Genomic DNA, 25,827 nt, shown 5'->3' with positions numbered 1-25,827 from the left:
TCATAAAAAGATTCGGCCAGCCTGGTTCAAGTGATCACTGTGGCTTTGTCCAGGCCGGTGCGGTCACGCAGTTTGAGAAGGTCAAGCGCAGCACGACGGAGGGGATCCAGAATTTGGTCGATTGGCAGGCTGCCGTCCGGCCGATAGCCTTCCAGGTAAAGTCTGAGCGTCGCCCCTTCCGTACCTGTACCCGAGAGGCGCAAAACCATCCGCGATCCGTCTGCCAGCAGGATGCGGAGGCCCTGCTGTGTGCTGACACTTCCGTCGACGGGATCCATGTAACCGAAATCGTCCGCGAGTTCGACCGCGCTGCCGGCCAGAGGCATTGTCGTCAGGGAAGGCAACCTCCGGCTTAGATCCGCCATCATTCCGGTGGCGACATCCGGATCCAGTCCTTCAAAATCGTGACGCTGATAGTAGCTGCGACCGAACCGGCCCCAGTGGCCTTCGACCACGGCCGCCAGCGGCATGCGGTTCGATGCCAGGATGGAGAGCCAGCACAGAACCGCCCACAGGCCGTCCTTTTCGCGTATATGATCCGAGCCGGTGCCGAAGCTTTCCTCTCCGCAAAGGGTGCACATCCCGGCATCCATCAGGTTACCGAAAAACTTCCATCCGGTCGGGGTTTCAAAGCAGGGGATGCCCAGGCTCCGGGCCACACGGTCGACGGCTGTGCTGGTCGGCATCGAGCGCGCCACACCGGCAAGGCCGGCGCGGTACCGGGGAATGCACGCGCGCGCCTGTTCGGCGATCACGGCCAGAGAATCGCCGGGCCCGACATAAAAACTGCGGCCGAGGATCATGTTGCGGTCCCCGTCACCGTCACAGGCGGCGCCCAGGTCCGGGGCATCAGCCCGATTCATAAGCGCGACGAGGTCTGCAGCATGCACCTGATTGGGGTCCGGATGGAGGCCGCCAAAATCCTCCAGCGGCGCGCCGCGCCGGACCGTTCCCTCGGGAGCACCCAGGCAATGCTCCAGTATGTGGTGGGCGTAGGGGCCGGTGACTCCGTGCATGGCATCGAAGGCGACCCGAAAGCCGCTGCGGAACAGGGCACGCAGGGACTCGAAGTCGAAAATCTCCTCCATCAATGAGGTGTAATCCGACAGAGGGTCGAACACAGCCACCTCGCTGCCACCAACGGTTGCGATATCCACGCGATCGAGATCCACATCGGGCGCCGGCATCGTCAGGTAGCGGGTGACCTTCAGGGTGTGGGCATAGATTTCTTCCGTCACGGTCTCCGGCGCAGGGCCGCCATTGCGCACGTTGTACTTGATGCCGAAATCGGCGTCTATCCCTCCGGGATTGTGGCTCGCCGAGAGCACAAGCCCGCCAAGCGCGCCGCGCCGCCGGATGACGGCGGACATTGCAGGAGTGGAGAGGATGCCACCCCGTCCAACCAGAACACGGCCGAAGCCGTTGGCCGCAGCCATGCGCACGATGGTCTGAATCGCCGTCCGGTTGTAGTAGCGCCCATCGCCACCCACGACGAGAGTCTCGTTCTTGAAACCACCGGAGCCTTCGCGCACAGCATCGAAAACCGATTGGACGAAATTTTCAATGTAATGCGCCTGCATGAAGATCCGGGTCCTCTTGCGCAAGCCCGAAGTGCCGGGGCGCTGGCCGGGGAACGGGGTTGTCGGAATTGTCTGCACCATCCATGCCTCCGTCAGCTTTCAGTGCCGAGTGACGCCAAATAGAGGAATGTTTCCCCCTTGCCCTGTTCCAGGGCGAGGAGCGCCTCTTTGACTCGCAGGCCGCCGCCGTAACCCGTCAGGCGGCCATCGCTGCCGATGACACGATGGCAGGGGATCACGATAGGAAGCGGGTTGCGGCCGTTTGCCGCACCTACTGCCCGCACCGCTTGAGGTTTACCGATTCTGCGCGCAACCGAAGCATAACTGACCGTGGTGCCATACGGAATCTCGCACAACGCCGCCCAGACCGTTCGCTGAAAGGGCGTCCCCTCGGGCGCCAGCGCGAGGTCAAAACTGCGCAAGTTGCCGGCAAAGTACGCTTCGAGCTGCCGGATCACATCGCCGAACGGAGCCGCGTCGGCCTCCCATCCCGGCTCCGGTCTTCTGGCCCCCTTCCCTTCCGGAAAGCCGATGAACTTCAATTCGGTGGCATTGCCTGCCAGCAGCAGTTGCCCTACAGGACTCTGAATGTATGTGTAACAAGTCTTGTCCATAGAGCCTCCGAAACTTATAAGGTGCCACGAAACTCGCTAACAGGCTATGCATTTCCCGACTTCCGCAGAAAAGGCGGCCAAGCACGCACCGTAGCGGTCTACAGAAATATGGTAATATGCAATCGCATGCACCCCGATGCCAATGAACTCCCTATTGCCACTCTGTCTGGGCAGCCATGAAATCTGCGCGCATTCGCGGCGTCATCCTCATCCTTTTTCTGTGCCTGCCGGCGGCATTCTTGAGGCCGCACGGAAGGCAGAACGTTCCTCATCCGGAAGCAAACTACAAGCTCTCTGATCCCGACCCGGCGTGGGTGGCGGAGACGATGGCAGGACTGTCGTTGCGCGACAAGGTAGCACAGCTTGTCCAGGTGCGCGTCTCGGGCAGGTTCATCAACCGTGAAAGCCCCCAGTTTCAGGAACTCTCGGACGCAGTGCGGCGAAACCACATTGGAGGCGTCACCTTGTTCGCAGGGGATGTTTACGAATCGGCTCTGCTCCTGAATGATCTGCAGAGGATGTCGGATCTGCCGCTTTTCGTTGCGGCCGATTTCGAGCGGGGGGCTTCCTTCCGCATCAGCGATACCACGTCGTTCCCCTGGAATATGGCAATCGGGGCCACGGGCTCGGAGGACCTGTCCTACCAGGAAGGCGCGATCACGGCACGCGAGGCGCGCGCACTAGGAGTCCATTGGGTCTTCGCGCCCGTCTTGGACGTCAACAACAATCCCGACAATCCGGTCATCAACATCCGGTCCTATGGCGAGGACCCGCAGCTGGTAGCCCGGCTGGGAACGGCCTTCATTCGCGGCGCACGCGATAACGGCGTGTTGACCACAGCCAAGCATTTTCCCGGTCACGGTGACACAGCAACTGATTCACACATCGGCTTGGCGGTGGTCCCGTCGGACATGTCCCGCCTGGACGCCGTCGAGATGGTGCCTTTTCGGAGTGCTGTGGCCGCAGGCGTCGATGCCGTCATGACGGCGCATGTGGCCGTGCCGCAGGTAACGGGGGAATCCGACATCCCGGCCACACTGTCCTCGAAGATTCTGACCGATCTCTTGCGCGGCACACTGCACTTCCAGGGACTCGTGGTCACGGACGCGCTCGAGATGGGAGGCGTCACCAATCGCTACTGGACGGGCTTGGCCTGTATCCGTGCCCTGGAGGCCGGCGCCGATATGCTGTTGCTGCCTCAGGACGCGGACGTGGCAATCAACGAGGTGGTGCGGGCTATAGAGCGCGGCGAGATCACAACGGCCCGCATCGATCAATCGGTCGCGAGAATTCTGATGCTCAAAACCCGGCTAAGGCTGCATCAGGAGCGTACTGTGCCGATCGACCGCATCGAGGATGTGATCGCCGCTCCGGACAGCCAGAAGCTGGCCCAGGAAATGGCCGACCGCTCGATAACGCTGCTTAAGGATGAAGCGCACCTGCTGCCGATCAATCCGCTCAATCCGCCGAAGATCTTCAGCCTGGTGCTCAGCTCGGAACCGGACGCCAACCCGGCTTCCACCTTCCAGGCCGAGTTGCGTCGCCGATTCGCCGGCGTGCGCACCGAGGCCGTTGATCCCCGAATTCCCGATGACGTCGCGGAGAACATAGTACGCAGCGCCGCAGAGGCGGATGTGATAGTGTGCGCGACCCTGGTCCGGGTCATCTCGGGCAAAGGGACCATTACCCTGCCGGACAGCGAACGTGCTCTCCTCGATAAACTCATGACCGCACAAAAGCCCGTCATCTGGATCTCGTTCGGCAATCCCTACCTGTTGCGGCTCTATCCGCAGGCATCTGCGTACCTGTGCACCTTCGGCTACTCGGAGGGATCCTACATCGCGGCTGCCAAGGCACTGTCAGGCGAAATCGCCGTTACCGGCAAAACGCCGGTATCGATCCCGGGCTACTTCAAGGTGGGAGACGGCCTCCAAATGCCGAGGATCGAGATGACTCTGAAGCCGGCTGCGACAGGCGCGGATTTGGCGCCGGCTGCGTTTGACGAAACCAGGCAACTGCTCGTTTCCTGCATTGATGACCACGCTTTTCCCGGGGCGGCGCTGGCAGTAGGGTATCGGGGCACGCTGGTCCTGGACACCTCTGCAGGCAGGCTCGACTATACACCTTCGGGGGCAGAGGTCACAGGAGACACGATCTACGATCTTGCATCCGTGTCCAAGGTCGTCGGCACCACATCCGCAGCCATGATGCTGGTGGATTCGGGCAGGCTGCTTCTCGATGCGCCGGTGCAGGACTACCTGCCGGAGTTTCAAGGTACGGACAAGGAGAAGGTGCGGGTGATGCATCTCCTGCAACATTCCTCTGGGCTGCCCGCCTGGCTGCCGATCTACAAGGATGTTCAGGGATATCAGGAATTCTTGAAGAGGGTGTACGCCGTGCCCCTGGAGTTCATGCCCGGCACCAGGACCCGATACAGTGATCTCGGCATGATCCTGCTCGGCGAAATCATATCGCGAGCCTGTGGTCACCCCCTCGATCAATATCTCCAGGAGCGGTTATTCGGCCCACTGGGCATGAAGTCCACCCTCTACCGGCCGCCGAAGGAGCTGATGGAGCGCATCGCACCTACCGAGAACGATCCCTGGCGCCAGCGCATCGTGCGCGGCGAAGTCCATGACGAGAATGCTTACGCGATGGGGGGGGTTGCCGGCCACGCGGGGCTGTTCAGCACCGCTTACGACCTCGCCCGGTTCGCGCAGATGATGCTCTATCGCGGGATGTACGACTATCGCCGCTACTTCAAGTCCGAAACCCTGGATCGATTTACGAGCGCACTTGCATCTGGCGTCGAGTCTCTCGGCTGGCAAAAACCTTCAGCTTCGAGCTGGACCGGCAAAGCGTTTTCTGCCGCAGCGTTCGGCCATACGGGCTTTACTGGAACGTCAATCTGGATCGATCCCGAACGGCAACTCTTCATTGTCCTGCTGACCAATCGCGTTCACCCAAGCCGAGAGAACAACAAGATCACGGCAGCACGCCAGGCACTGACCGAGTCAATCCTGCGCGCCCTGCAATTGGAGGTGCCGGACCACAATATTCATGTGAAAATGAAGAGCTATTGAAAAGACTGCCGGTATAAACCACACCTCGAGCCTCCTCTGAGCCACGCAACCATACTAACCTGTTTGACATCAATGATTTATCGTGGTCCGGCACCAAGGTCTTCGGCCAGGGCGGTTCTTTGGACTTCGGTAAGGGTGATTTGGGTCTCGATTCCGGGGAGGTCGATGCCTAGGGCGACGGGCACGGCGCCGCGAACCGGGAATTTGAGGTATTGAACCGAAGACAGACGCTCTGCGCCGACTTGGGCAGGATCGAAGACAGGGCGGATTTCGGCACCGTCCGCAAGCAAAGCGTAAATGTGCCTGGGGAGCTCGAGCCAATCATGCAGCTTCGCGGCCCGCTCGTCCGGATCGTCAATTTCAATCAACAGGGTGCAACCAAGTTCGCCCGCGCCACCGAGCAGCGCGTTGTAGGTATCGAGTTCGTGCAGGATGTCTTTTTCCCTCACCATCTTTTCCACGCGCATCATTTCCTGCACCTGGTAGCGCATCGTAAGGGTGTTTTCAAAAAGGAAGGTAAAGCAATCACCCACGTGGATCCGACGCCGGGCCTTGACGGCGAAGACCACCTTCCGGAATTCTTCCCGAATCTCCTCGTAGGTCTGGTAATCAACGATTTCGCTGCGTTGTACGATCCTCATCCTTGAATCCATCTGCCGGCCGGCCCGACGCGTGACGACATCCCTGGGGTGCGCAAGCTTGTTTGCATCACGTCCTTTCTTGGCACGCACTGGTCTTTCTAAAAGCAGCAGCCAGTTGCCGCACCCCAAGACAAATTCGCGGCTCAGGTGTTGTTCGGCTCCGCCTTTTCAATCTTCTTTGCAAAGCCGTCGGGACGATAGGCACGCGCCAGAATCGACATGGGATGCAGCGGTTTCACGCCGGCATGCTGCTCGAACTGCAATGCCGCCAGGGGGCACTCGGAAGACCAGACGGATGCGCCCACCTCCTTCATTTCCTCGAATGCTTTCCTGCCGACGCGCCGCGAAGGCTCAAAGCCGGCGACCGTCATCGCATAGGTCCCGTCGTGCCCGCAGCATTCCTGAACGAGCACCGGCTGGACACCCGGGATCTTCCTCAGCAGGTCCCGCCCGCGGAAGCCGATTGCCTGCGCGCGCAGGTGGCAGGGCGCGTGGCAGGCCACCGGGCCTCCGGGAGTGCTCTTGAAGTCGAGGTTGAACCGTGCTTCGTCGCGGATCGACCAGAGGAACTCATTCGGATCCACGGTGGCAGCCGCGAGTCTGGCTGCGGCCGCTCTATCCTCCGAGGCCACCAGTTTCGGGTACTCACGACGGAACATCATCGCGCAGGTTGGATTGATCACCACCACCCTGGCACCCTTCTCAACAAACGGGAGAAGCGTTCGGAGATTCCTCCTTGCCTTCGCCTGTACCGCCTTGAGGTCCCCTTTTTCCCACGCCGGCATGCCGCAACAACACAGCCCTTTGGTACACTTGATGTCGACCTTGTTTCTCTCGAAAACCTCGATGGTGTCCTGCCCGAGCCCGGGAGCGTTGTGTTCCACAAAACATGTCTGAAACAGGATTGCCTCGCAGGACGGCTGCCGCGTGATTCGGCCCGTTTTTTCAGCCCAGGCCTCAAAGTTCTGCCGCGCGAAATCCGGGAGCAGCTTGTCGCGGTGCACTCCCATCGTCTTCTCGAGGAACCACCTGGGTATTCTCATCCGGTTCGCAAGATTGGCCAGCCCGAAGCTGGCCCGCGCCATTCGCCCGGCGCCGTCCGGATTGGCCAGAAGCCGATCCCGCAGAGGCAGCCCCTTGTCCCGCGCGCGCAATGCCCGGAAACGATGAACGAGCCTCGGGAAATCAAGCTGATATTCGTGCCCATCGCGCGGCGTGTAAGGGCAGTTCACCTCGCAGAGCTTGCATTGGAAACAGGTATCCAGGATCTCCCCGGCCTCCGCCCCCGTGATCTTCCGGACGTCGCCACCTTTCGCACCGTCGATCATGCGGAAGAGGCCGGGGAAGGTGTCGCAATACTTGAAGCAGAGCCTGCAGCCGTTGCAGACCTCGAACACGCGTACGACTTCCTGTGCCAGCCCCACCTTGTCCCAGTACTTCTCTTCGACCGGATCGTAAGACAAAGCCTCGGTCGGTTTGTAGGAGATGTTCTTCCCGCCTTCCCTCATCGCTCTCCTCTTCGCCCAGGGCCAGTCTGACGTCAGGGGCACGGCGTGCCGTGCCCCACTGTCCGAAAGGCAGGCAGGTTGACAAGCTAGCTGATCGACGTCAGCATCTGGGTGAAACGACCGGCGTGGGATTTCTCGGCCTTGGCGAGCGTCTCAAACCAGTCGGCTATTTCGGCGAATCCCTCATCACGGGCGGTTTTTGCCATCCCGGGATACATGTCGGTGTATTCATGCGTTTCCCCGGCAATCGCCGCCTTGAGATTGTCCACCGTCGGTCCCATGGGCAGATTGGTCGCCGGATCGCCTACCTTCTTCAGATAGTCGAGGTGCCCGTGGGCGTGACCGGTTTCCCCTTCGGCGGTCTCCCGGAAATTTCCTGCGACCTCAGGATAGCCCTCCACATCGGCGATCTTGGCGAAGTAGAGGTATCGTCGGTTCGCCTGAGATTCTCCGGCAAATGCATACTTGAGATTCTCATGAGTTTTCGAGCCTTTTAGCTGGGCCATCATCTCCTCCTTTTATCAGAAACCCGGGTGCGGGGTCCGCCCCGGACCGGATCAGATCCTATATCGATTTCGTCCGCCGTCCACCCGGCCGGCGGCACCGCCTGCAGGTGCCAACGATGCGAATGTCGAAAGTCTCGGGAACAAAGTCCACGGAACACTGAGGAAGCCTCAGTCGCGCAAACGCCGCCACTTCTGAATCCACGATACGCCCGCAGCGTCGGCAAACCAGGTGCTGGTGCGGAGTCAGGTTGGCATCAAATCTCCCGATGCCGTCGGTAGTGCTCACCCTGCGGACAAACCCTCCCCGTTCGAGCGACTCGAGGATCCGATAGACCGTCGCCAGCGAAAGACCGGTCATGCCGACGCGCAGCCTGGCATAGACGGAATCCGCGGTCAGGTGGGTCGGGTCCTCCGCCAGGGCCCGGTACACGGCCAGTCGCTGCGCCGTGACCCTTAGCCCGCGCCGGCGGCATTCTGCCTCGAACCGGGCACACCGGCGCTCCAGGTCAGCGGACATCCTTGATGCGCTTTCTTGTGCCCGATCTCGCTTCGTGACATTCATTATCATATGGGAAACACTATCATCTGGAACCGAATGGGTCAAGCGTGCCCCGAGAAGAAAAAACGCAAAACGGATGAAAACGTCTTTGAGTATTTCGTGCATTTCAGGGTCTGTTGAAACTACAATGGCGCCGGGAATCAGGTTTCCCCGGGAGGCAGGCGATGAGACATCTTTTTCTGCTGTTTTGCGTGCTGGCAGCGTGCGTCACCAGGCTCACGGCGGCCGACTACACCATCGAGGCGATCCGCTACGGTACGATCCCGCAGTTTTCGGTAGCTAATCTGGTCGTGGGAGCGCCGGCGTCGGAAAAGCTTGATATTGCCCTCATTTTTTGGCTCGTGCGTGGTGACGGTCGCAACATCTTGCTGGATACAGGTTTCCACCGGCAGCCATGGATGGATCAGTACCGGGTGACCGATTATGTCCGTCCCGACGAGGCGGTCCGCCTGGCAGGGGTCGATCCCGCCCAGATCACCGACATCATCCTGTCCCACGCCCACTGGGACCACATGGGTGGAATCGACCTGTTCCCCGGCGCCACTATCTGGATGCAGAAGGATGAGTTCGCTTACTACACCGGGCCGGCCTGGCAGAAGGGGGGACAGAGCGGCGGCATCGATCCCGAGGATCTGGTGAACTTGCTGCGCCGGAACACGCAACGGAAGCTGCGGCTGATCGACGGCGACGACCGTGAAATCATGCCCGGCATTCGGGTCTTCACGGGGGCTCGACACACTTATGCCTCCCAATATATCCGCGTCGAGGGCACGCCGAGCTACGTGCTCGCATCCGACAACTGCTACTTGTACCGCAACCTGGAAAGCCGGATGCCGATTCCCACCTTTGAGGTCGCTGACCGCGAAGCCAATCTCAAGGCGCTGGACCGGATGGTGTCACTGGCCGGGGCGCGCGAGCGCGTCATTCCCGGCCACGATCCGCTCTTGTTCACGCGCTTTCCCACCCAGGGACGCATCGCCAAGATCAAATAGATCTGCTCTAACCTGGATTTTTCATGAATGTGCGACCAAAATGCAGTTTTGGACGCGGAAAAACGCCGACCAACGCCGACCGTTCGGTCATGGTCGGCGTGCAAGAGCTTTTCATGGGCGTGCGGTTCTGCATCATGAGGAACTCAGGTTAAGGAGGAGCGTGGATTATGGAGAAAGCCGGCAGGATCAGCACGCTGTTCCTCGATATCGGCGGCGTACTGCTGACCAATGGCTGGGACAGTCACGCGCGCCGTCGGGCGGTTGAGAGATTCGGACTGGATGGCGATGAGCTGAACGAGCGCCACCATCTGACCTTCGACACCTACGAAGAGGGCAAACTGAGCCTCGACGAGTATCTGGATCGTGTGGTTTTTTGCAGGCCGCGGCAGTTCTCGAAGCAGGAATTCAAGAATTTCATGTTTGCCCAATCCCAGCCGTTTCCCAAGATGATCGGTATGGTTCGTGAGCTGAAGTCGCTCTATCGGCTCAAGCTGATCGTGGTAAGCAACGAGGGGAGAGAGCTGAACGAATACCGGATTCGTGAATTCGGATTGAATGAATTCGTCGACGCCTTCATATCGTCATGCTTCGTTCACTTCCGCAAGCCCGATCCGGACATCTATCGAATCGCGTTGGACATTTCCCAGGTGCGGCCTGAACAGGTTGCCTATATCGAGGACCGTCCCATGTTTGTCGAGGTGGCGTGCAGCCTGGGACTTGTCGGCATTCACCATACCGGAATTGAATCAACACGGGCGGAGCTGTCCCGGCTGGGCCTGTCGTTGCCGGACCGTTAGCGCCTGGGCAATAGCCGCGAGCCTGACGCCAGGCAACGCCTGCCGCCCGAGTCACGGAATTCTCATGGAAGACGTCAGATTTTCCCGCCTGCCGTACGGGTACCCCGATCTGCTCAGCACCGACGGTGGCAAACCCTGAGCTGCGGCCTCGACCAGCATCGATGCCCCTGGATCGAGGGACCGTATTCCGTGAATTCCGCGAGTTGGCCGCAGCTGCGAAAATCACTGAAACAAGAGCATCCCCGATGCATCATCAAAGCTGGAATCCCAACACGGCCGAGGTTGTGATAATCTATATCGGCAATGAACGAGCTTATTTCGTAAACTGAGGAGAAAGTATGAAATTGATGTTGAAACTTGCACTAGTGCTTGTACTGGCGCTCTCCCTCTCGCTGCTGTATGCTGCCGCATCTGGCGATGCCAAGAAAGGCAAGGAGCTGTTCACAAAGAGCTGTGTCCAGTGCCATGGCGAGAAGGGCGAGGGAAAGGCCGCGATCGAAAAGCTGTACAGTGTCAAAATGCAGCCGCTCAGCTCCAAGGAAGCGCAGAGCAAGAGCGACGAGCAGCTGATGAAGACCATCCTGGAAGGCAGCGGCAAAATGAAACCGGTTAAACTCTCCAAGGTCGAGGCAGCCGACGTCGTCGCCTTTGTCCGCACTTTCGCGGGAAAATAATAATCGCCAAAGCTGGTTCACGGCAAAGACCCTGAGGCACGAAGACGCGAGGATCCTGGAGTCTTCGAGTCCCAGAGGTTTGTGCTGCGCATCATAAATTATTGCGGGGGCAAGATCCCTGCATGTCTGCGGCGTGTTTGTCTGCCGCGGGGAGACCACCCCTAAACGTTATGGCACTTCGGGAAACACTGATCCATTGGATTCGGCCGCTTGTCTTCCTCGGGCGCAATATCGCTTCATTGATCGGCGCCGTCATCACGACCAGCATGGGTATCACGCTCGTGTCCTTCTGGGCCTTTCAGATCATTACCGACGCCCGGATCCCTCCCTACTTCGGGGTTATCTTTTATCTCATCCTGCCGGCCTTGTTCGTCTTCGGGTTAATCCTGATCCCCTTGGGCGCTCTGTGGCGCCGCCACAGTCTGCTCATCCGGAAAGCCCTGCCTGCCGTCTACCCGCAGATTGATTTCCATGATCCCATGCTCAGGCGGACAGGGTACTGGGTCGCGTGCTTGACGGTTCTCAACGTGGTCATCGTGGGCTCGGCATCCTATCGCGGCGTGGAGTACATGGGCTCAGTGTCGTTCTGCGGCCAGACGTGCCACACGGTAATGCAGCCCGAGCACACAGCCTACAGGAACTCTCCCCATTCCCGCGTCGAGTGCGTCAGCTGCCATATCGGTCCAGGGGCCTCCTGGTTCGTGAGGTCCAAGTTGAGCGGCGTACGCCAGGTATTCGCAGTCATGTTGCATACCTACGAAACTCCCATCCCGACACCGGTGGAAAACCTCAGGCCGGCACAGGAAACCTGCGAGCAGTGCCACTGGCCCCAGATGTTTCAGGGGGACAAGCTGCTGATTCGCACTTCCTTCGGCGATGATGAGAAGAACACACCTGCGACCACCGTGCTGCTGATGAAGATCGGCGGCAGAACCTGGGAACGATCCGTCGGGATTCATGGACGTCACCTCTCAGATCCGGCCACGGCCAACCGGGTCCGGTACTGGGCGACTGACCGCGCCCGGCAGGTGATCCCGAGGATCTCATATACTGAGGATGACGGGACAGTCGTGGAGTTCAATGCCGGCGACACGAAAGCGAGCCCGGAGGAACTGGCCAGGCCGCCCCGCATCATGGACTGCGTGGATTGCCACAACAGGCCGACGCACACATTCCTTCCCGCCGCGGACGCCGTGGATCGTGCGATGTCGGAGAGCCACATTGATCCGATCCTTCCCTTCATCAAGAAGAAGGCTGTAGAGGTGCTCCAGATGTCGTACCCGGATAGCCAGAGCGCGGAGCGGCAGATATCATCGGCCCTCGACGACTTCTACCGGGCCAAATACCCGGATATTTATCAGAAGGAAAAAAGGGCGCTGGCAACGTCCGTCGAAGAGGTAAAGAACATCTACCTGCGGAATGTCTTTCCTGAAATGAAAGTCACCTGGGGGACCTATGCAAACAACATCGGGCATATGAACTCACCCGGCTGTTTCCGTTGCCACGACGGCAACCATGCCGGCAAGGACGGGCGGCAGATTACCCAGGACTGCTCAGCTTGCCATGCGCTCCTCGCAGTCCAGGAGCAGAACCCACAGATCCTGAGCCAGTTGCAGATCCACAACGGCGGTTCGCGCTGATCTGCGATTCGGCCGCAATGGGGTGAAATCCGTCGGAGTGCGGGTGCGATCTGCGCACATAACATAGGGATCGAAAGCCGGAAGATCGTTGCCCGACCTCTATCGCCTTTGCCGGGATCTCCCGCATCTTGCCTTATCGCGCAGAAGCACTACAATTTGTCCATGGAACGGTATTTTCAAGTTCTTGCCGGAGGTCGGTGTGTGTACTCTGTGTGCCCCCTGCCGGGTCGCGGTACAAACCGCGGCGATGGTCCGGTTGGGTGCCGCAGCAATGGAAACTGATGGCGATCCTTCTATCGAAATCATTGAGAAGTCACCCTGGGACCCGTTGGGAACCGCCGGTCGACATCTACCGCACGCCTCAAGGGTGGACCGTCAAAGTGGAACTTGCCGGCGTCGATCCCAATGATGTTGCGATTGAGTCGAGCGGATCCCTGCTGAGGATTCGCGGAATTCGACGGGATTGGATCGTCCGGGAGGGTTGGCGCCACCACTCGATGGAGATTTCTTACTGTCACTTTGAAAGGGATATCCAGCTTCCGGCCGGCGTCAGCGGGTTTTTCATTTCGAGCGAGTACAATCAGGGAATGTTGCTGATCCACGTGGCGACGGAGGGAGGCAACGTATGAGCGAAGAGGAGAGCATCAAAAGCCTGCCGGTTCTGCCCATCAAAAACAATGTCCTGTTTCCTTATGTGCTCATGCCCCTCTCGGTCGGCCGGCCGGCATCCGTGGCTGCCGTAGAGGCGGCTCTGGCGACGGAGGAGAAGGAACTGATCGTTCTGACTCAGCGGGACGCTTCGGTCGAGATCCCCGGGCCGGATGATCTTTTCCCCGTCGGCACGCAGGCCATAATCAAGAAAATGGCGCGCCCGCGCGGGGACCTGATCGAGCTGATCGCCCAGGGCACCGAACGGGTCGTGCTGCTCAAGCTCGAGCAGACCGAGCCCTACCTGAAGGGCAGGATTCGCCCGCTGCCCTTGCCGCACGAGAAGGGAGCGGAGGTCGATGCTCTCTATCGGGCCGTGCTGGAGCTGGCAGCCAGGGCGATTGCCCTGGCTAATCCGCAGGCTTCCACCGAACTGGGGCAGCTGTTGGAGAACACGGGGGAACCGCTGCGGGTGGTTTACCTGATCGGCTCCATGCTCAGCCTGGAACTGGAGAAGGAACAGGCCCTGCTGCAGGCTGAAACCGTGCTTGATGCGCTGCGCCTGATGCACACATATCTCAGCTATGAAGTCCAGGTGCTCGAACTGCGCAGCAAGATCGCCAGCGAGGCGCAGAGCGAGATGGGAAAGCAGCAGCGCGAATACCTGCTGCGCCAGCAGCTGCGCGCCATCCAGCAGGAGCTGGGCGAGCAAAGCCCGGAGCAGGCCGAGATCGATCAGCTCCGTGAGCGCATGGAGAAGGCGCAGTTGCCTGAGGAGGTGCGCAAGGAGGTCGAGCGCGAGATCAACAAACTCGAAAAGATCCCGAGCGCATCTCCGGATCACAACGTGACCCGTGGCTATCTCGATCTGGTGCTCGATCTTCCCTGGCACACGAGTTCCGAGGACATTCTCGATGTCGTCCGCACCCGCACCGTCCTTGACGAAGACCATTACGACCTCAAAGAGGTGAAGGAGCGCATCCTCGAGCAACTCGGCGTGCTCAAGCTCAACCCCGCAGCCAAAGCGCCGATCCTCTGTTTCCTCGGCCCGCCGGGCGTGGGCAAAACATCACTCGGCCAGTCGATCGCGCGTGCCATGGGCCGGCGTTTCGAACGCATGAGCCTGGGCGGGCTGCACGACGAAGCCGAACTCCGCGGCCACCGCCGGACTTATGTTGGCGCCCTGCCGGGCCGCGTCATCCAGGCAGTCCGGCATACGGGTGTGAATAATCCGGTATTGATGCTCGATGAGGTCGACAAACTCGGGCGCGATTTCAGAGGCGATCCGGCTGCCGCGCTCCTGGAAATACTCGATCCCGAGCAGAACCGCGCCTTCCGCGACAATTACCTGGACCTGCCCTTTGACCTCTCCAAGATCTTCTTCATCACCACCGCGAACACGCTCGACACTATCCCGCGGGCGCTGTTGGATCGAATGGAGCTGCTCAGGCTGCCGGGTTACAGTGAAGAAGAGAAGATCCAGATTGCAGAGCGCTACCTGATCGGCCGGCAGCTGTCGCAGGCGGGGCTGAAACCCGAAGATTGTATGATCCCCGAAGATAGCCTCAAGCACATCATTTCCCGCTACACGCGTGAGGCCGGCGTGCGCCAACTCGAACGCGCCATCGGCCGAATCACGCGCAAGGTTGCCTTGCGCTTCGCCGAAGGGAAGACGGATCCGACGACCGTCACACCGGATCAGCTGGATGAGATGCTTGGGCCCGAGCAGGCATATCTGGAACAGGCACGCAAGGAGCTGCCGCCTGGAGTCGCCACGGGCCTCGCCTGGACCGAAACCGGTGGAGAAGTGCTTTACGTTGAGGCGGCGCTTCTGCCCAAGGGGCGAGAGCTGATCCTGACGGGACAATTGGGCGAGGTCATGCGGGAGTCGGCGCAAGCCGCGCGCAGCTACATCTGGGCGCACGCCGAGGAACTCGGCATCGATCCCGAGCAGATCCAGGGTTCAGGCCTCCATATCCATGTGCCCGCGGGAGCGGTACCGAAGGACGGGCCTTCTGCCGGCACGACGATCGTCGCAGCTCTGGCATCGCTGTATACCAAGTCCCCCGTGCGCAGCGACACCGCCATGACGGGCGAGATCACCCTGGCCGGACTGGTCCTGCCGGTCGGCGGCATCAAAGAGAAGATGCTCGCGGCCCGACGCGCCGGCATTCGTCGCATCATCCTGCCGCGCGAGAACGAGCGCAACCTGCGCGATCTGCCGGAGCACGTGCGCGCGGAAATGGAATTTGTGTTCGTCGACAGCATCTGTGTCCTGCTGAAAGCAGTCATCCCGTTGCTTACCGAGTGCCCGATGAGCTCCGTCGGCGTCAAGGCGTAAACCGCCCAGACTCGCAGATTCAAGGATCATCGGGCTTTCCCGGAGTCCTTGAGTCCTCGAGTCCTTGCGATTGAGCTCAGACGTCGATCTGTACTTTTCTCCAATCGGCTTTCACCGGAACAGGCTGCCCATGGCCGGGCCGGCGTAGCCGGTCATCTCAAGGTAGCCACGTCCATGGGCCGGACGGCCCATGCGGCTCCCGGTCGCCTCGATGGCCCCTTCCCAATAGATCACCCCCGTTGACTCAGTGGAATGCGTTGCGGTCCTTGGGGTGTGGTCAGATGGGGCGAACGTCGGAAGCGTCGATCTCCACCGAAACCGCCTGGCGGATCAGATCGACCCGGATTACGAATCGGAAGCGAGCCTTCTTCTGCACGAGCGTTCCCTGAATTCCTTTGAGCGGACCCGCGATCACCTCCACGCGCCGTCCGACCTTCATGTAGGGATAGGGATCCACCGCCAGCTTTGCTTCCAGAAACCTTCGGACACCATCGATCTGTTCTTGGGGAATCGGCACGGTCTGGCTGTTGAAGCCGACGAAGCGCACAGCCCCCGGCACGTTCAGGACCCGATAGCGATTGGCGGGCGTGTCGACCTGGTGGACAAAGATATAGCCGGGAAACAGCGGAATCCAGATGCGTTTCTTCCGGTCTTTCCACCGGCTGAGGATCTCGCGCATGGGAAGGAAGACCTCGATCGATCGGTCCGAAAGCTCGCTCATCAGTTTTTTCTCAAACCGGCTGCGCGTGTAGAGCGCGTACCATGCCGGCTGCCCCTCGGCGGAGGTCAGGATCAAAGGAGACACCGGCTCGATACTGGGAGTCGCGATGAGAGATTCGTCGCCGAATTCTTCGCCCGGAGGCTGGGATAGAGCGGCAGGGATCCCTTTTTCGTCCATTCCTTCGATTTCCATTCTCGTGTACCTGAATCACGTGCGCTGCAGGCATGCTGCTTGCTCTGCCCGCGCACGATAGGGAATTCATGGAATCTGGCATACTCGGAGATCGAGTGCCGGACCTGCGAGGGAATATAATAATCCCTACCGGCCGTGTCAAGCTCAAGAGCCGAATGACGATGGACGATTCAGCGGCAATCCGGTGGGGCCGGTGCGCCGCTTTATGCCGCCGTGCGGCTCCGGTCCCATTTGCAGTCCATTCGTCAATCGTCGCCCGGTCATGGCATACTGCATTAGAAGGCAGGGCCAGGAATTGAAATCGGCAAAGATTCTCGACGCTTCAGATCCGGCAGCAATTGAGGAGGCCGCCGCAGTCATACGCCAGGGCGGGCTGGTCGTATTCCCTACCGAGACGGTGTACGGGCTCGGAGCGGATGCCTGCGATCCGTTGGCGGTGGCGCGCGTTTTCGAGGTCAAGCAGCGCCCCCGCATGGACCCCATCATCGTCCACGTGTCCAGCCCCGTCTCCGCGCAGCTCTATGGCCGGTTCCCTGAAGAAGCCGGACTGCTGCTGCAACGGTTCTGGCCCGGGCCGCTGACGGTGGTGGTTCCGAAAACCGGTTTGGTTCCTCCCATCGTCACCGCCGGCCTCGACACCGTTGCCATCCGCATGCCGGCCCATCCGGCAGCTCTGGCTCTGATCCATGCGGCAGGCCGGGCCCTGGCGGCTCCCAGCGCCAACATCTTCGGTTGCATCAGCCCTACCGAAGCGCGTCATGTGGCCGCGCAGCTCTCCGATCACGTGGACCTGATCCTCGACGGCGGCCCGTGCGTCGTCGGCGTTGAATCCACGGTCCTATCGTTGGCTGGCGCCGTCCCGCGCATTCTCAGGGTGGGGGGCGTTTCTCTGGAGGCACTCAGGGAAATCCTCGGCAGGCTGGAATGGTCCACCAACCCGCAGGGCCGCCCCGAGGCCCCCGGCCAGCTCACCCGCCACTATGCGACGCGCACGCCCATGGAAATTTTGAAGGCGGACGATCGAAGGGCCGAGCCTCGGCCCGGAGAGCGCGTCGGGCTGCTGTCATTGATTGCACAGAAAGATGCAAAGAGATATGCCGCGGTGGAGGTGTTGTCGCAGTCGGGCGACCTGCGCGAAGCAGCAGCGAATCTCTTCGCAGCGCTTCACCGGCTCGACACTCTTCACCTCGATCGCCTGGTAGCACACCCCGTGCCGGAACATGGCCTCGGCATAGCTATCATGGATCGTCTTCGGCGCTGCGCCGCCCGATAAGGGCCTTGAGCGGACCGGCAATCCGAAAATCTCAGCGCGGAGTCCGCGGCGCCGCCCGGCGACCGCTCCCCATTCAGCAACCGCGAAAGGCACGAAACACACGAAAGAGGTCTTCGCGAGTTTTGTGTCTTGAGTGGTTTTAGCGGGTTGCGAACTCGTCCATTGCCGGGTCTCGTGCTAAAGTTAAGGGCTTAGATAGAGGCAGAACTGATGGGGCTCGACTTCAATGAAATCATACCAGGCCGGCTGTGGGTGGGCGGCTATGTCCGTGAGGAAGATGTGGCTGAGCTGAGGCGAATCGGAATCACAACCGTCGTCAGCCTGCAGACGGATGAGGATTTGTTGCTTTACGGCATCTTGCCGCACAGGCTTGCCCTCGCTTATCAAAGTTCCGGGATCGAGTTGCGCCGCGTGCCGACTTTGGATTTCGACCGGGAAGCACTGGCGCGCAACCTGCCGGAGGCGGTGGCGCAGGTGGAGGACGCGCTTGCACCTCCCTGGACGAAGCTCTACCTGCACTGCACAGCCGGCATCAACCGCTCTGCCACGACGGCCGCAGGCTTTCTCATCAAATCGCGGGGCACCCCAGCCCGCGAGGCGCGTGATTACCTGACCGCCCGGCGCGATTGCAATCCTACTCTGGACATCCTCGAAAACTTTGAGGAAGCGCTGCGGAGCGGATCACGCAGAGTGGCAAATCATGACCTGTAGGATGGATACGATGGGGTCGTACGGAATGCACAGTGTCGCGGGCCGCGGGCGGCAGGCCGCATATGATGCCTTCCCGCTACCCGCGCCCTGCCTTCCCCCAATGGGAAAAAATGACGCAAAGCATTGACAATCCCTGGTTTTTCGTCGCCTTCATCGCCGTCGTGCTCGTGCTGCTGGCGATGGATCTCGGCGTCTATCATCGTAGGGCGCACGCCGTCACCGTGAAGGAGGCACTCTGCTGGAGCATTGTCTGGGTGGTGCTCTCAGTTCTGTTCGGCACATGGATCTACATCCAATTCGGCTCAAAGAACGGGCTCGAATTCTTTGCCGGCTACCTCATCGAGTACGCGCTGAGCGTCGACAACATCTTTGTCTTTATCCTGATCTTTTCCTACTTCGCCGTACCGTCCAGACTGCACCATCGCGTTCTGTTCTGGGGCATCCTGGGTGCCCTCATTATGCGCGCCGGCTTCATTTTTGCCGGAACCGCTCTTCTGCATGCATTCCATTGGGTAATGTATATATTTGGAGCGTTTCTCGTTTTCACGGGTATCAAGCTTCTGTTGCAGAAAGGGGAAACCGAGGTCGAGCCCGGGCACAACCCGGTAGTCCGGCTTTTTCAGCGCCTCATGCCGATGTCTGCGAGCTACGGTGACGGCTCCTTTTTTCTGAAGCAGGCGGGCAAATATGTGGCGACTCCGCTTGCCCTGGTCCTGATTACAGTGGAGACCACTGATCTCGTTTTTGCATTGGACTCCATTCCGGCCATCTTCGGCATCACCACCGATCGATTCATCGTTTACACGTCCAACGTATGCGCCATTCTCGGGCTGCGCTCCATGTACTTCCTGCTTGCCGCCGTGGTCGATCGTTTTGTGTACCTGGGGACGGGATTGGGGATCGTGTTGTCTTTCATAGGGGTAAAGATGCTTCTCAGCGATCTCTACCCCATCGGCATCGAGGCATCCCTCCTCGTGGTCGCCGTCATTCTGGCAGGCTCCGTCATTCTCTCGCTGGTCAAGCCCCAGAAACACCAAAAACCGGCGACAGGCACTTCAATTCCTGCTCAGCCGCTGGTAAGATCCGATTCAGAGCAAGACTAGGCTTTGGAAGCAGGGAGGAATATCGTCGTGCCATTGTTTGAATATGAATGCCGCGGCTGCAAGACCCGGTTCGAGCGTTTAGTGTTTGACCGGGCGGCTGAGATTGTCTGCCGTGAGTGCGGGAGTACGGATGTCGCGCAACTTCTCTCCACGTTTGCCGTCGGCGCCGAATCAGCCAAGGCGGCCCCGCAGGCCGGCCCGTGCGAAGGGTGCCAGGGGATGCAGGGCGGCACTTGCCCTATGAACCAATAGGCAATGCGCGGCCGGCGTGAATGCGGCATGGGCTACTGCTGCGCCGGGCCTGTCATTGCCGCCATGTCGAAGAGGCGATGCAGTTCATCCTCGGAAAGCCCGGACTTCTCGCGTGCCACCTCCACCACCGTCCTGCCGCTTGCCAGCGCTTCCTTGACGATCTCCGCGGCGCGGTCGTACCCGATGCGCGGATTCAGCACCGTAGCCAGGGCTGTGCTGGATTCGGCAAAGCGGCGGCAGCGCCCCGCATCCGCCGTGATGCCCGCGATGCAGCGCGAGGTCAGGATCCGGAGCGAGTTCGTCAGAATCTGCAAAGACTGCAGAAGGTTGTGCGCCATCACGGGCATCATCACGTTGAGTTCCAGCTGGCCAGCGCCGTCAGCCCAAACCAAAGCGGTGTCATTCCCAATCACCTGGAAGCAGACCATGTTCACCATCTCGGGAATCGAGGGATTGACCTTTCCGGGCATGATCGATGAGCCGGGCTGGGCCGCAGGCAGGTTGATCTCCATCAGGCCTGTGGCCGGGCCGCTGCTCAGCAGGCGCAGGTCGTTGCAGATGCGGGAAACCTCCAGGGCGAGGACGCGCAAGGATGAAGAGAGGAGCACGATCGGGAGATTGCTTTGCATGCCGGCCCGCAGGTCGCCTGCCGGCCGAAAGTCGATGCCGGTATAACGGGAGATCTTATCCACAACCCGGAACCGAAAGCGCGGCGGAGTGTTCAGTCCCGTTCCCACCGCGCTGCCGCCGATCCCTAACTCCTCCAGAGCACGAGAGGCGGAAGCAATGGCCTCGCTTGCCTGCCGAACGGTTTCGGCGTAGGCGGCGAACTCCTGTCCCAGGGTAATGGGAACCGCATCCTGCAAATGAGTTCTGCCGGCCTTAACCACGCCCTTGAACTCCGCCGCCTTTTCGCCCATGGCGTCACTCAATCCGCTGAGAACATGGGTGAGGCTGGGAACCTGCCTGCGGGCAGCCATGCGCATGACCGTGGGGAACGTGTCGTTGGTCGACTGCGCCATGTTTACGTGGTCGTTGGGATGCACGGGAGAGTTCCCGCCGCGTTTCCCCGTGAGGATTTCATTGGCACAGCCGGCCAGGACTTCGTTCACATTCATGTGAAAGGAGGTGCCGGCGCCCGAATGAAAAACGTCCACCACGAATTGATCACGCAGGACGCCGCCCATGATTTTTTCCGCGGCCTGAACAATGGCCTTGCCCCGTTCGGCGTCCAGGAGCCCGAGTTCCTGGAGCACCTCGGCTGCAGCTTTCTTCAACAGGACATAGTTCTCGACCATGGCCGGATGGACGCGCATCCCGCTGATGGGATAATTCTCGAGAGCGCGCGCCGTCTGGGCACCATAATAAGAGGATGCCGGAACTTGGACTTCCCCGAGAGAATCCCGCTCCGTCCGATACTCCATACCAGTCACCTCCTATGAAAGCCTGGTCGAGGATTTCACAAGTTTTACAAAATTCTTTCCCGTGGCATCCCTGGTCGAGCTCTCAATACACTCTTTATTTTCCCCCTTTCTCGGACGGAATGGGACCTCTATAATGCAGAAACCCGTATGGAACCGATTTCGGAATATTACTACTCGCACCGGCTGAAGCTGCATTTCTGGGACTGGGGAGGGACCGGCAAACCCAATCTGGTTCTGGTGCACGGCAGCCGCGATCATGCGCGCAGCTGGGACCTCGTCGCCCGGGCGCTCGGCGAGCACTTCCGCATCGTGGCCCCTGACCTGCGGGGCCACGGCGACAGCAGTTGGGCTCCGGGTGCCATGTACAGCATCCCCGAGTATGTGCTGGACGTCTCAGCCCTCGTCGACATCATCGGGCAGCATCCCGTCTACCTGATCGGGCATTCCCTCGGCGGAGCGATCGTGATGCAGTATGCCGGAGTCTACCCAGCTCGGGTCCGGAAGCTGGTCTCGATCGAAGGCTACGGTCCGGCCCCGGGGAAACTAGTTCCGCGTCCAGCCCACGAACGGCTCAGGGAATGGATTGAAAACATGCGCGACTACGAGAGACGTACGCCCCACCGTTATCCGGGCCTGGATGCGGCTGCGGCGCGCATGAAGGAAGAGAATCCACACCTCTCCGATGCCATAGCCCGCAATCTAACCCTGCTGGGGGCGAACTGGAATCCCGACGGCACGCTGGTCTGGAAATTCGACAACTACGTCCGGGCTTTTTCACCTTATGGCTTCAACATGGAGGACGCGCAGGAGATCTGGCGCCAGATCACCTGCCCGGTGCTTCTATTCCGCGGCCTCGACAGCTGGGCGGTTGACCCGGAAAAGGACGGGCGCATCCACGCCATCCCCGACTATCGGCTGATCAACATCCCCAACGCAGGCCATTGGGTTCACCACGATCAGCCGGCCACCTTCATCGAAGAAACGAAAAAGTTCCTGATGGATTTGTGACGCCGGGAATAAGCCTGATCTGATCAATTCGGGAAGCCATGGAAACCGCCAAGACGCCAGGATGCCGAGTTTCCGGGCTTCCTTGGCGCCTTTGCCTCCCTGCTTCCTGGCGGTTACAAAACGCTGCTCTAAATTCCCATCGCAATTGCGCTTGCAGGATGGGTGCCTTCGGTGCTAGTTTCTGGCTTCACGCTTCCGACAATGGGTTAGGGACCGTCAGGCTCCTGTGGAAACCCTGGCTGGTGCAATCTGGCATAACTGATATTACTGGGGAGAGTCGCATGGGAAATTCATTGCTGATAACAAAACCGCTCAGCCTGCTTACGCAAGAGGCGCAGGAGTCGGGTGAGCACTCATTGAAGCGTGCTCTTGGCCCACTCAACCTGATTACGCTCGGTATCGGCGCCATCATCGGCGCCGGCATTTTTGTCCTCACGGGCGCTGCGGCCGCCCAATACGCGGGACCGGCCATTGTTCTTTCTTTCGTCCTGGCGGGGATCGCTTGCGCCTTCGCGGGGCTTTGCTACTCTGAGTTTGCCTCACTGATTCCCATCGCCGGCTCGGCTTACACTTACGGTTATGCAACCTTGGGTGAAATCTTCGCCTGGATCATCGGCTGGGACCTCATCCTGGAGTACGCTTTCGGCGCGGCAACGGTCGCCTCGGGCTGGAGCGGGTACATGGTTAGCTTTTTACAGGACTGGGGTATCCACATACCGCCCGGGTTGACAGCGTCACCCTGGACCGAGTTGGTGCTCTACGGTAACCGTTGGGAGCGACTCGCAACCGTATTACCGACCCTGACGGAGAAGGGGGTGGATCCCGCCACGTTACCGCACGCTGTTGGTATTTTCAACCTCGTGGCCTTCTGTGCCATCGCAATTGTGACCATCGTCCTGGTGATCGGCATCAAAGAATCGGCCAATGTCAATTCCACGATTGTAATCATCAAGATCGCGATCGTACTGCTCTTCATCGGAATTGCGGCGGTCTATGTCTTCAAGAACCCGAGCATCGCATCCCGTCACTGGAATCCGTTCATTCCGCCAAACCTCGGTTCGTTCGGCCAATACGGCTGGTCCGGGATTGCGCGTGGAGCCGCTGTGATCTTCTTTGCCTACATCGGATTTGACGCGGTATCCACGGCCGCCCAAGAGGCGAAAAACCCCCAAAAGGACATGCCCATCGGCATCCTGGGATCGCTCGTCATCTGCACTATCCTGTACATCCTGGTTGCCGGCTTGCTCACCGGCGTCGTTCCTTACACCGCTCTGAACGTTCCTGATCCGGTTGCGGTCGGCATTGATGCCACAGGGGTGCGTGCCGGAAGTTTTCTGGTAAAGCTGGGAGCCATCGCAGGCTTGGGCAGCGTGATGCTGGTGATGCTGCTGGGCCAGTCGCGTGTGTTTTACTCCATGTCGCGCGACGGACTGCTGCCCAAGTGGGCCGGCAGAGTTCATCCTCGTTTTCGCACACCCTACATTTCATCTATCACAGTCGGGATCTTCGTCGCTTGCTTTGCTGCGCTGGTTCCGATTGGCGTACTGGGAGAGCTGGTGAGCATCGGCACGCTCCTGGCGTTCGTAATCGTCTGTGCAGGAGTATGGATACTTCGAGTCCGCCGTCCGGAGCTTCAACGGCCGTTCAAGACGCCGATGGTGCCGTTAGTACCGATCCTCGGCATTGTCGTTTCGATGCTGATGATGCTCAGCCTTCCTTTCGATACCTGGCTGCGTCTGATAATCTGGCTGGTCATCGGCATGGCGGTTTACTTCGGCTATGGCCGGAAGCACAGTGTCGTGCAGAACCTGCCCTCCAAGTGATGTCCTGAAAGCAAAGAGGACGCAGAGAATGCCACTGTTTCTCTGCGTCCCCTTCATTCGCGACTATGGTAACTCCAGGTCAAGCGCTCTTGCGCAGTTCGACGAGCACTTGCCGGGCCACTCCCTTCAGCGTTTCCAGAATCCCCGAGCCGTTCTTGGCTACGGCTTCAAAGACCGGCTCGCCTTTGAGCAAGAGAAGCCGCTTGAGCTGCTCCGCAGGCATCGCGTTGGGCAGGTCTCGCTTGTTGAGCTGCAGCACATAGGGGATCTTGCCCAGATCGAATCCGTGCTCTTTCAGGTTCTGATCCAGGTTGGCGATGGATTCCAGGTTGGCATCCAGGCGCTCTTCCTGCGAGTCGGCCACGAAAACCACGCCGTCGACCCCGCGCAGGATCAGCTTCCGGCTGGCGTCGTAAAACACCTGGCCGGGAACGGTATAGAGGTGAAAGCGCGTGCGCAGACCGCGGATTTGACCGAGATCGATGGGGAGGAAATCAAAAAACAAGGTGCGTTCCGTCTCCGTGGCCAGTGACACCAGCTTGCCCTTGTTCTCCGCGCCGGTGATCTCATACAGGTACTGCAGATTGGTGGTCTTGCCGCCCAGGCCGGGTCCGTAGTAAACGATCTTGCAGTTGATCTCGCGTGCTACGTAGTTTATGAACGTCAACGTCGTCCCCTCTCGCTCAAAGAATCAGCTGCCGGGCTTAAGGAAGCTGAAAAGCTTGTCAATGTCCTCGTCCGTGAAGTAGAAGGGTGACACCGATCCCGGAGCCGCTTTGGAGGCGGAGCCGGCGCTCTCCCTCTTGCGCAGGAAACCGCGCAGGATCTCCTCCAGATAGGCCGTCGCCCGCTTTACTCTGAGTCGAACCATGCCGAGCGAGACGCTGTCGTCAAATACGACCACCAGAGAGAATCGCTTCGCCACGTCCGAGATTTGAATGCTGCGTCGTCTACCCTGGTGGAAGAGGATCGAAAACTCGGGTTCCCCTACCAGACGTGCTAAGCCGTCGGTGGCCGCAAGATTTGCGGCTGCAAGAGAGGACAGTGCCGTCATGTCAATGCCGTGGGCCGGCCCCTCCGAGGCGATCTGCTGGCCGCTGCGATCGATCAATAACACCAGGTCCGCCCGAAGATCCCTCTGTGTCATCGCCAGAATCGACTTGAGGCGCAAATACTCAGCCTCGTAGAGAACGATATTGCTCGGGTTCATCAACGGTTGGCATCCAGCAGGCATATGTCGGTGTAAGTTGTTAAATTATAAAACGATATACGTGCGATTGGCGCACCCTCACAACGAATGGCAAGACCGGGAAGAGGGGATGAGTCAAGCCTCGCCGACCTTACCCTTGACTTATCGACCGAATTCTCCTAATAATAACTCACAATTCTTGCATTCGCTTTCTGTCGCGTACAGATGGCTGATTCTAAAGCGCTTAGCGAATGTTCTGGCAGGGCGCTGTGGTGGGAGCCCTGGGGAAATGGAAGCGAGCGGTTCAGGCAAGGGGTCAATGGCAAGCAAACGCAGCAGCAAAAAGCCTAAAGGTAGTGCCAAAGCAGCATCGATGAAGCCGGCCCATGCGCATGCAAGATCCTCGGTGAAGCCGAAAAGCAAAAGGCCTGCAAAAATCGCGAAACCCGCTGCTCGGGCCAAGTCCAGGAAAACGAAGCCCTCGGAATCCAAGAAAACGAGCACCATCAGCAACATAGCGGAAACATCCCGGCTCCTGCGCGACACCA

General features: G+C 59.8%; 25 protein-coding genes. 13 read left to right on the top strand and 12 right to left on the bottom strand.

The window, feature by feature from the left end; translation table 11 throughout:
- Nucleotides 1–26: 26 nt before the first annotated feature.
- On the bottom strand, nucleotides 27–1,661 hold the full coding sequence (locus LAP85_03850; GenBank protein ID MBZ5495513.1) for an alpha-D-glucose phosphate-specific phosphoglucomutase: 1,635 nt from the start codon (nucleotides 1,659–1,661) through the stop codon (nucleotides 27–29).
- Nucleotides 1,662–1,672: 11 nt separating this feature from the next.
- Nucleotides 1,673–2,194 carry a methylated-DNA--[protein]-cysteine S-methyltransferase gene (locus tag LAP85_03845; protein ID MBZ5495512.1) on the bottom strand — a complete coding sequence of 174 codons (522 nt, stop codon included), beginning with the start codon at nucleotides 2,192–2,194 and terminating at the stop codon, nucleotides 1,673–1,675.
- Nucleotides 2,195–2,370: 176 nt separating this feature from the next.
- Between LAP85_03845 and LAP85_03840 the strand changes: the two genes are divergently transcribed.
- Nucleotides 2,371–5,277: a serine hydrolase gene (locus LAP85_03840; GenBank protein MBZ5495511.1), complete on the top strand. Its 2,907-nt coding sequence runs from the start codon at nucleotides 2,371–2,373 to the stop codon at nucleotides 5,275–5,277.
- 77 nt (nucleotides 5,278–5,354) lie between these two features.
- Here LAP85_03840 and LAP85_03835 read toward each other — a convergent pair whose 3' ends face one another.
- From LAP85_03835 to LAP85_03820, 4 genes are all read right to left on the bottom strand, one after another.
- Entirely contained in the window at nucleotides 5,355–5,918 is a 564-nt protein-coding gene (locus LAP85_03835) for a DUF3501 family protein (GenBank protein MBZ5495510.1), read from the bottom strand.
- A gap of 143 nt (nucleotides 5,919–6,061) precedes the next feature.
- Nucleotides 6,062–7,426, bottom strand: a complete 1,365-nt coding sequence (locus LAP85_03830) for a hypothetical protein (GenBank protein ID MBZ5495509.1) — start codon at nucleotides 7,424–7,426, stop codon at nucleotides 6,062–6,064.
- An 86-nt stretch (nucleotides 7,427–7,512) separates the two neighbouring features.
- Nucleotides 7,513–7,932: a rubrerythrin family protein gene (locus tag LAP85_03825; GenBank protein ID MBZ5495508.1), complete on the bottom strand. Its 420-nt coding sequence runs from the start codon at nucleotides 7,930–7,932 to the stop codon at nucleotides 7,513–7,515.
- 58 nt (nucleotides 7,933–7,990) lie between these two features.
- A complete protein-coding gene (locus LAP85_03820; GenBank protein ID MBZ5495507.1) occupies nucleotides 7,991–8,449 on the bottom strand; it encodes a transcriptional repressor in 459 nt (152 codons plus the stop codon).
- 206 nt (nucleotides 8,450–8,655) lie between these two features.
- Between LAP85_03820 and LAP85_03815 the strand changes: the two genes are divergently transcribed.
- From LAP85_03815 to lon, 6 genes are all read left to right on the top strand, one after another.
- Complete coding sequence (locus tag LAP85_03815; GenBank protein MBZ5495506.1) at nucleotides 8,656–9,483, top strand: N-acyl homoserine lactonase family protein; 828 nt, start codon at nucleotides 8,656–8,658, stop codon at nucleotides 9,481–9,483.
- Nucleotides 9,484–9,650: 167 nt separating this feature from the next.
- Nucleotides 9,651–10,280 carry an HAD family phosphatase gene (locus LAP85_03810; protein ID MBZ5495505.1) on the top strand — a complete coding sequence of 210 codons (630 nt, stop codon included), beginning with the start codon at nucleotides 9,651–9,653 and terminating at the stop codon, nucleotides 10,278–10,280.
- A 338-nt stretch (nucleotides 10,281–10,618) separates the two neighbouring features.
- Entirely contained in the window at nucleotides 10,619–10,954 is a 336-nt protein-coding gene (locus tag LAP85_03805) for a cytochrome c (GenBank protein MBZ5495504.1), read from the top strand.
- Nucleotides 10,955–11,124: 170 nt separating this feature from the next.
- On the top strand, nucleotides 11,125–12,594 hold the full coding sequence (locus LAP85_03800; GenBank protein ID MBZ5495503.1) for a NapC/NirT family cytochrome c: 1,470 nt from the start codon (nucleotides 11,125–11,127) through the stop codon (nucleotides 12,592–12,594).
- Nucleotides 12,595–12,875: 281 nt separating this feature from the next.
- Complete coding sequence (locus LAP85_03795) at nucleotides 12,876–13,223, top strand: Hsp20/alpha crystallin family protein (protein MBZ5495502.1); 348 nt, start codon at nucleotides 12,876–12,878, stop codon at nucleotides 13,221–13,223.
- Nucleotides 13,220–15,583, top strand: coding sequence for an endopeptidase La (gene lon, locus LAP85_03790; protein MBZ5495501.1), 2,364 nt, complete (start codon nucleotides 13,220–13,222; stop codon nucleotides 15,581–15,583). The genes LAP85_03795 and lon overlap by 4 nt, the downstream gene beginning before the upstream one ends.
- Before the next feature lie 111 nt (nucleotides 15,584–15,694).
- Here lon and LAP85_03785 read toward each other — a convergent pair whose 3' ends face one another.
- Both LAP85_03785 and LAP85_03780 read right to left on the bottom strand, forming a co-directional pair.
- On the bottom strand, nucleotides 15,695–15,817 hold the full coding sequence (locus tag LAP85_03785; GenBank protein ID MBZ5495500.1) for a lipocalin family protein: 123 nt from the start codon (nucleotides 15,815–15,817) through the stop codon (nucleotides 15,695–15,697).
- A gap of 43 nt (nucleotides 15,818–15,860) precedes the next feature.
- Nucleotides 15,861–16,481 carry a UpxY family transcription antiterminator gene (locus LAP85_03780; protein ID MBZ5495499.1) on the bottom strand — a complete coding sequence of 207 codons (621 nt, stop codon included), beginning with the start codon at nucleotides 16,479–16,481 and terminating at the stop codon, nucleotides 15,861–15,863.
- A 277-nt stretch (nucleotides 16,482–16,758) separates the two neighbouring features.
- On the opposite strand from LAP85_03780, the gene LAP85_03775 reads away from it, so the two are divergent.
- The 4 genes from LAP85_03775 to LAP85_03760 all read left to right on the top strand — a co-directional run bounded on the left by LAP85_03775 (nucleotide 16,759) and on the right by LAP85_03760 (nucleotide 19,835).
- The gene (locus LAP85_03775) at nucleotides 16,759–17,769 is read left to right on the top strand and encodes a threonylcarbamoyl-AMP synthase (protein MBZ5495498.1); all 1,011 of its coding nucleotides are present in this window, start codon (nucleotides 16,759–16,761) and stop codon (nucleotides 17,767–17,769) included.
- Nucleotides 17,770–17,979: 210 nt separating this feature from the next.
- Nucleotides 17,980–18,480, top strand: coding sequence for a dual specificity protein phosphatase family protein (locus LAP85_03770; GenBank protein ID MBZ5495497.1), 501 nt, complete (start codon nucleotides 17,980–17,982; stop codon nucleotides 18,478–18,480).
- A gap of 110 nt (nucleotides 18,481–18,590) precedes the next feature.
- Nucleotides 18,591–19,583: a TerC family protein gene (locus tag LAP85_03765; protein MBZ5495496.1), complete on the top strand. Its 993-nt coding sequence runs from the start codon at nucleotides 18,591–18,593 to the stop codon at nucleotides 19,581–19,583.
- A 27-nt stretch (nucleotides 19,584–19,610) separates the two neighbouring features.
- Entirely contained in the window at nucleotides 19,611–19,835 is a 225-nt protein-coding gene (locus tag LAP85_03760; GenBank protein MBZ5495495.1) for a zinc ribbon domain-containing protein, read from the top strand.
- A 32-nt stretch (nucleotides 19,836–19,867) separates the two neighbouring features.
- On the opposite strand, the gene LAP85_03755 is transcribed toward LAP85_03760, so the two are convergent.
- Nucleotides 19,868–21,259, bottom strand: coding sequence for an aspartate ammonia-lyase (locus LAP85_03755; protein MBZ5495494.1), 1,392 nt, complete (start codon nucleotides 21,257–21,259; stop codon nucleotides 19,868–19,870).
- A gap of 147 nt (nucleotides 21,260–21,406) precedes the next feature.
- Here LAP85_03755 and LAP85_03750 point away from each other — a divergent pair, with 147 nt between their 5' ends.
- Nucleotides 21,407–22,267: an alpha/beta hydrolase gene (locus tag LAP85_03750; protein ID MBZ5495493.1), complete on the top strand. Its 861-nt coding sequence runs from the start codon at nucleotides 21,407–21,409 to the stop codon at nucleotides 22,265–22,267.
- Between the two features lie 281 nt (nucleotides 22,268–22,548).
- Entirely contained in the window at nucleotides 22,549–24,090 is a 1,542-nt protein-coding gene (locus LAP85_03745) for an amino acid permease (protein ID MBZ5495492.1), read from the top strand.
- 79 nt (nucleotides 24,091–24,169) lie between these two features.
- On the opposite strand, the gene LAP85_03740 is transcribed toward LAP85_03745, so the two are convergent.
- The 3 genes from LAP85_03740 to LAP85_03730 all read right to left on the bottom strand — a co-directional run bounded on the left by LAP85_03740 (nucleotide 24,170) and on the right by LAP85_03730 (nucleotide 25,795).
- Nucleotides 24,170–24,757 carry a gliding-motility protein MglA gene (locus LAP85_03740; protein ID MBZ5495491.1) on the bottom strand — a complete coding sequence of 196 codons (588 nt, stop codon included), beginning with the start codon at nucleotides 24,755–24,757 and terminating at the stop codon, nucleotides 24,170–24,172.
- A 24-nt stretch (nucleotides 24,758–24,781) separates the two neighbouring features.
- A complete protein-coding gene (locus LAP85_03735) occupies nucleotides 24,782–25,300 on the bottom strand; it encodes a roadblock/LC7 domain-containing protein (GenBank protein ID MBZ5495490.1) in 519 nt (172 codons plus the stop codon).
- Between the two features lie 141 nt (nucleotides 25,301–25,441).
- Nucleotides 25,442–25,795, bottom strand: a complete 354-nt coding sequence (locus LAP85_03730; protein MBZ5495489.1) for a hypothetical protein — start codon at nucleotides 25,793–25,795, stop codon at nucleotides 25,442–25,444.
- Between the last annotated feature and the right edge of the window lie 32 nt (nucleotides 25,796–25,827).

It is taken from the genome of Terriglobia bacterium, from assembly GCA_020072565.1.
GTDB lineage: Bacteria > Acidobacteriota > UBA6911 > UBA6911 > UBA6911 > JAFNAG01.
The sequence above is the reverse complement of the archived record's forward strand: the minus strand, read 5'-3'. Positions and strand labels throughout refer to the sequence as shown.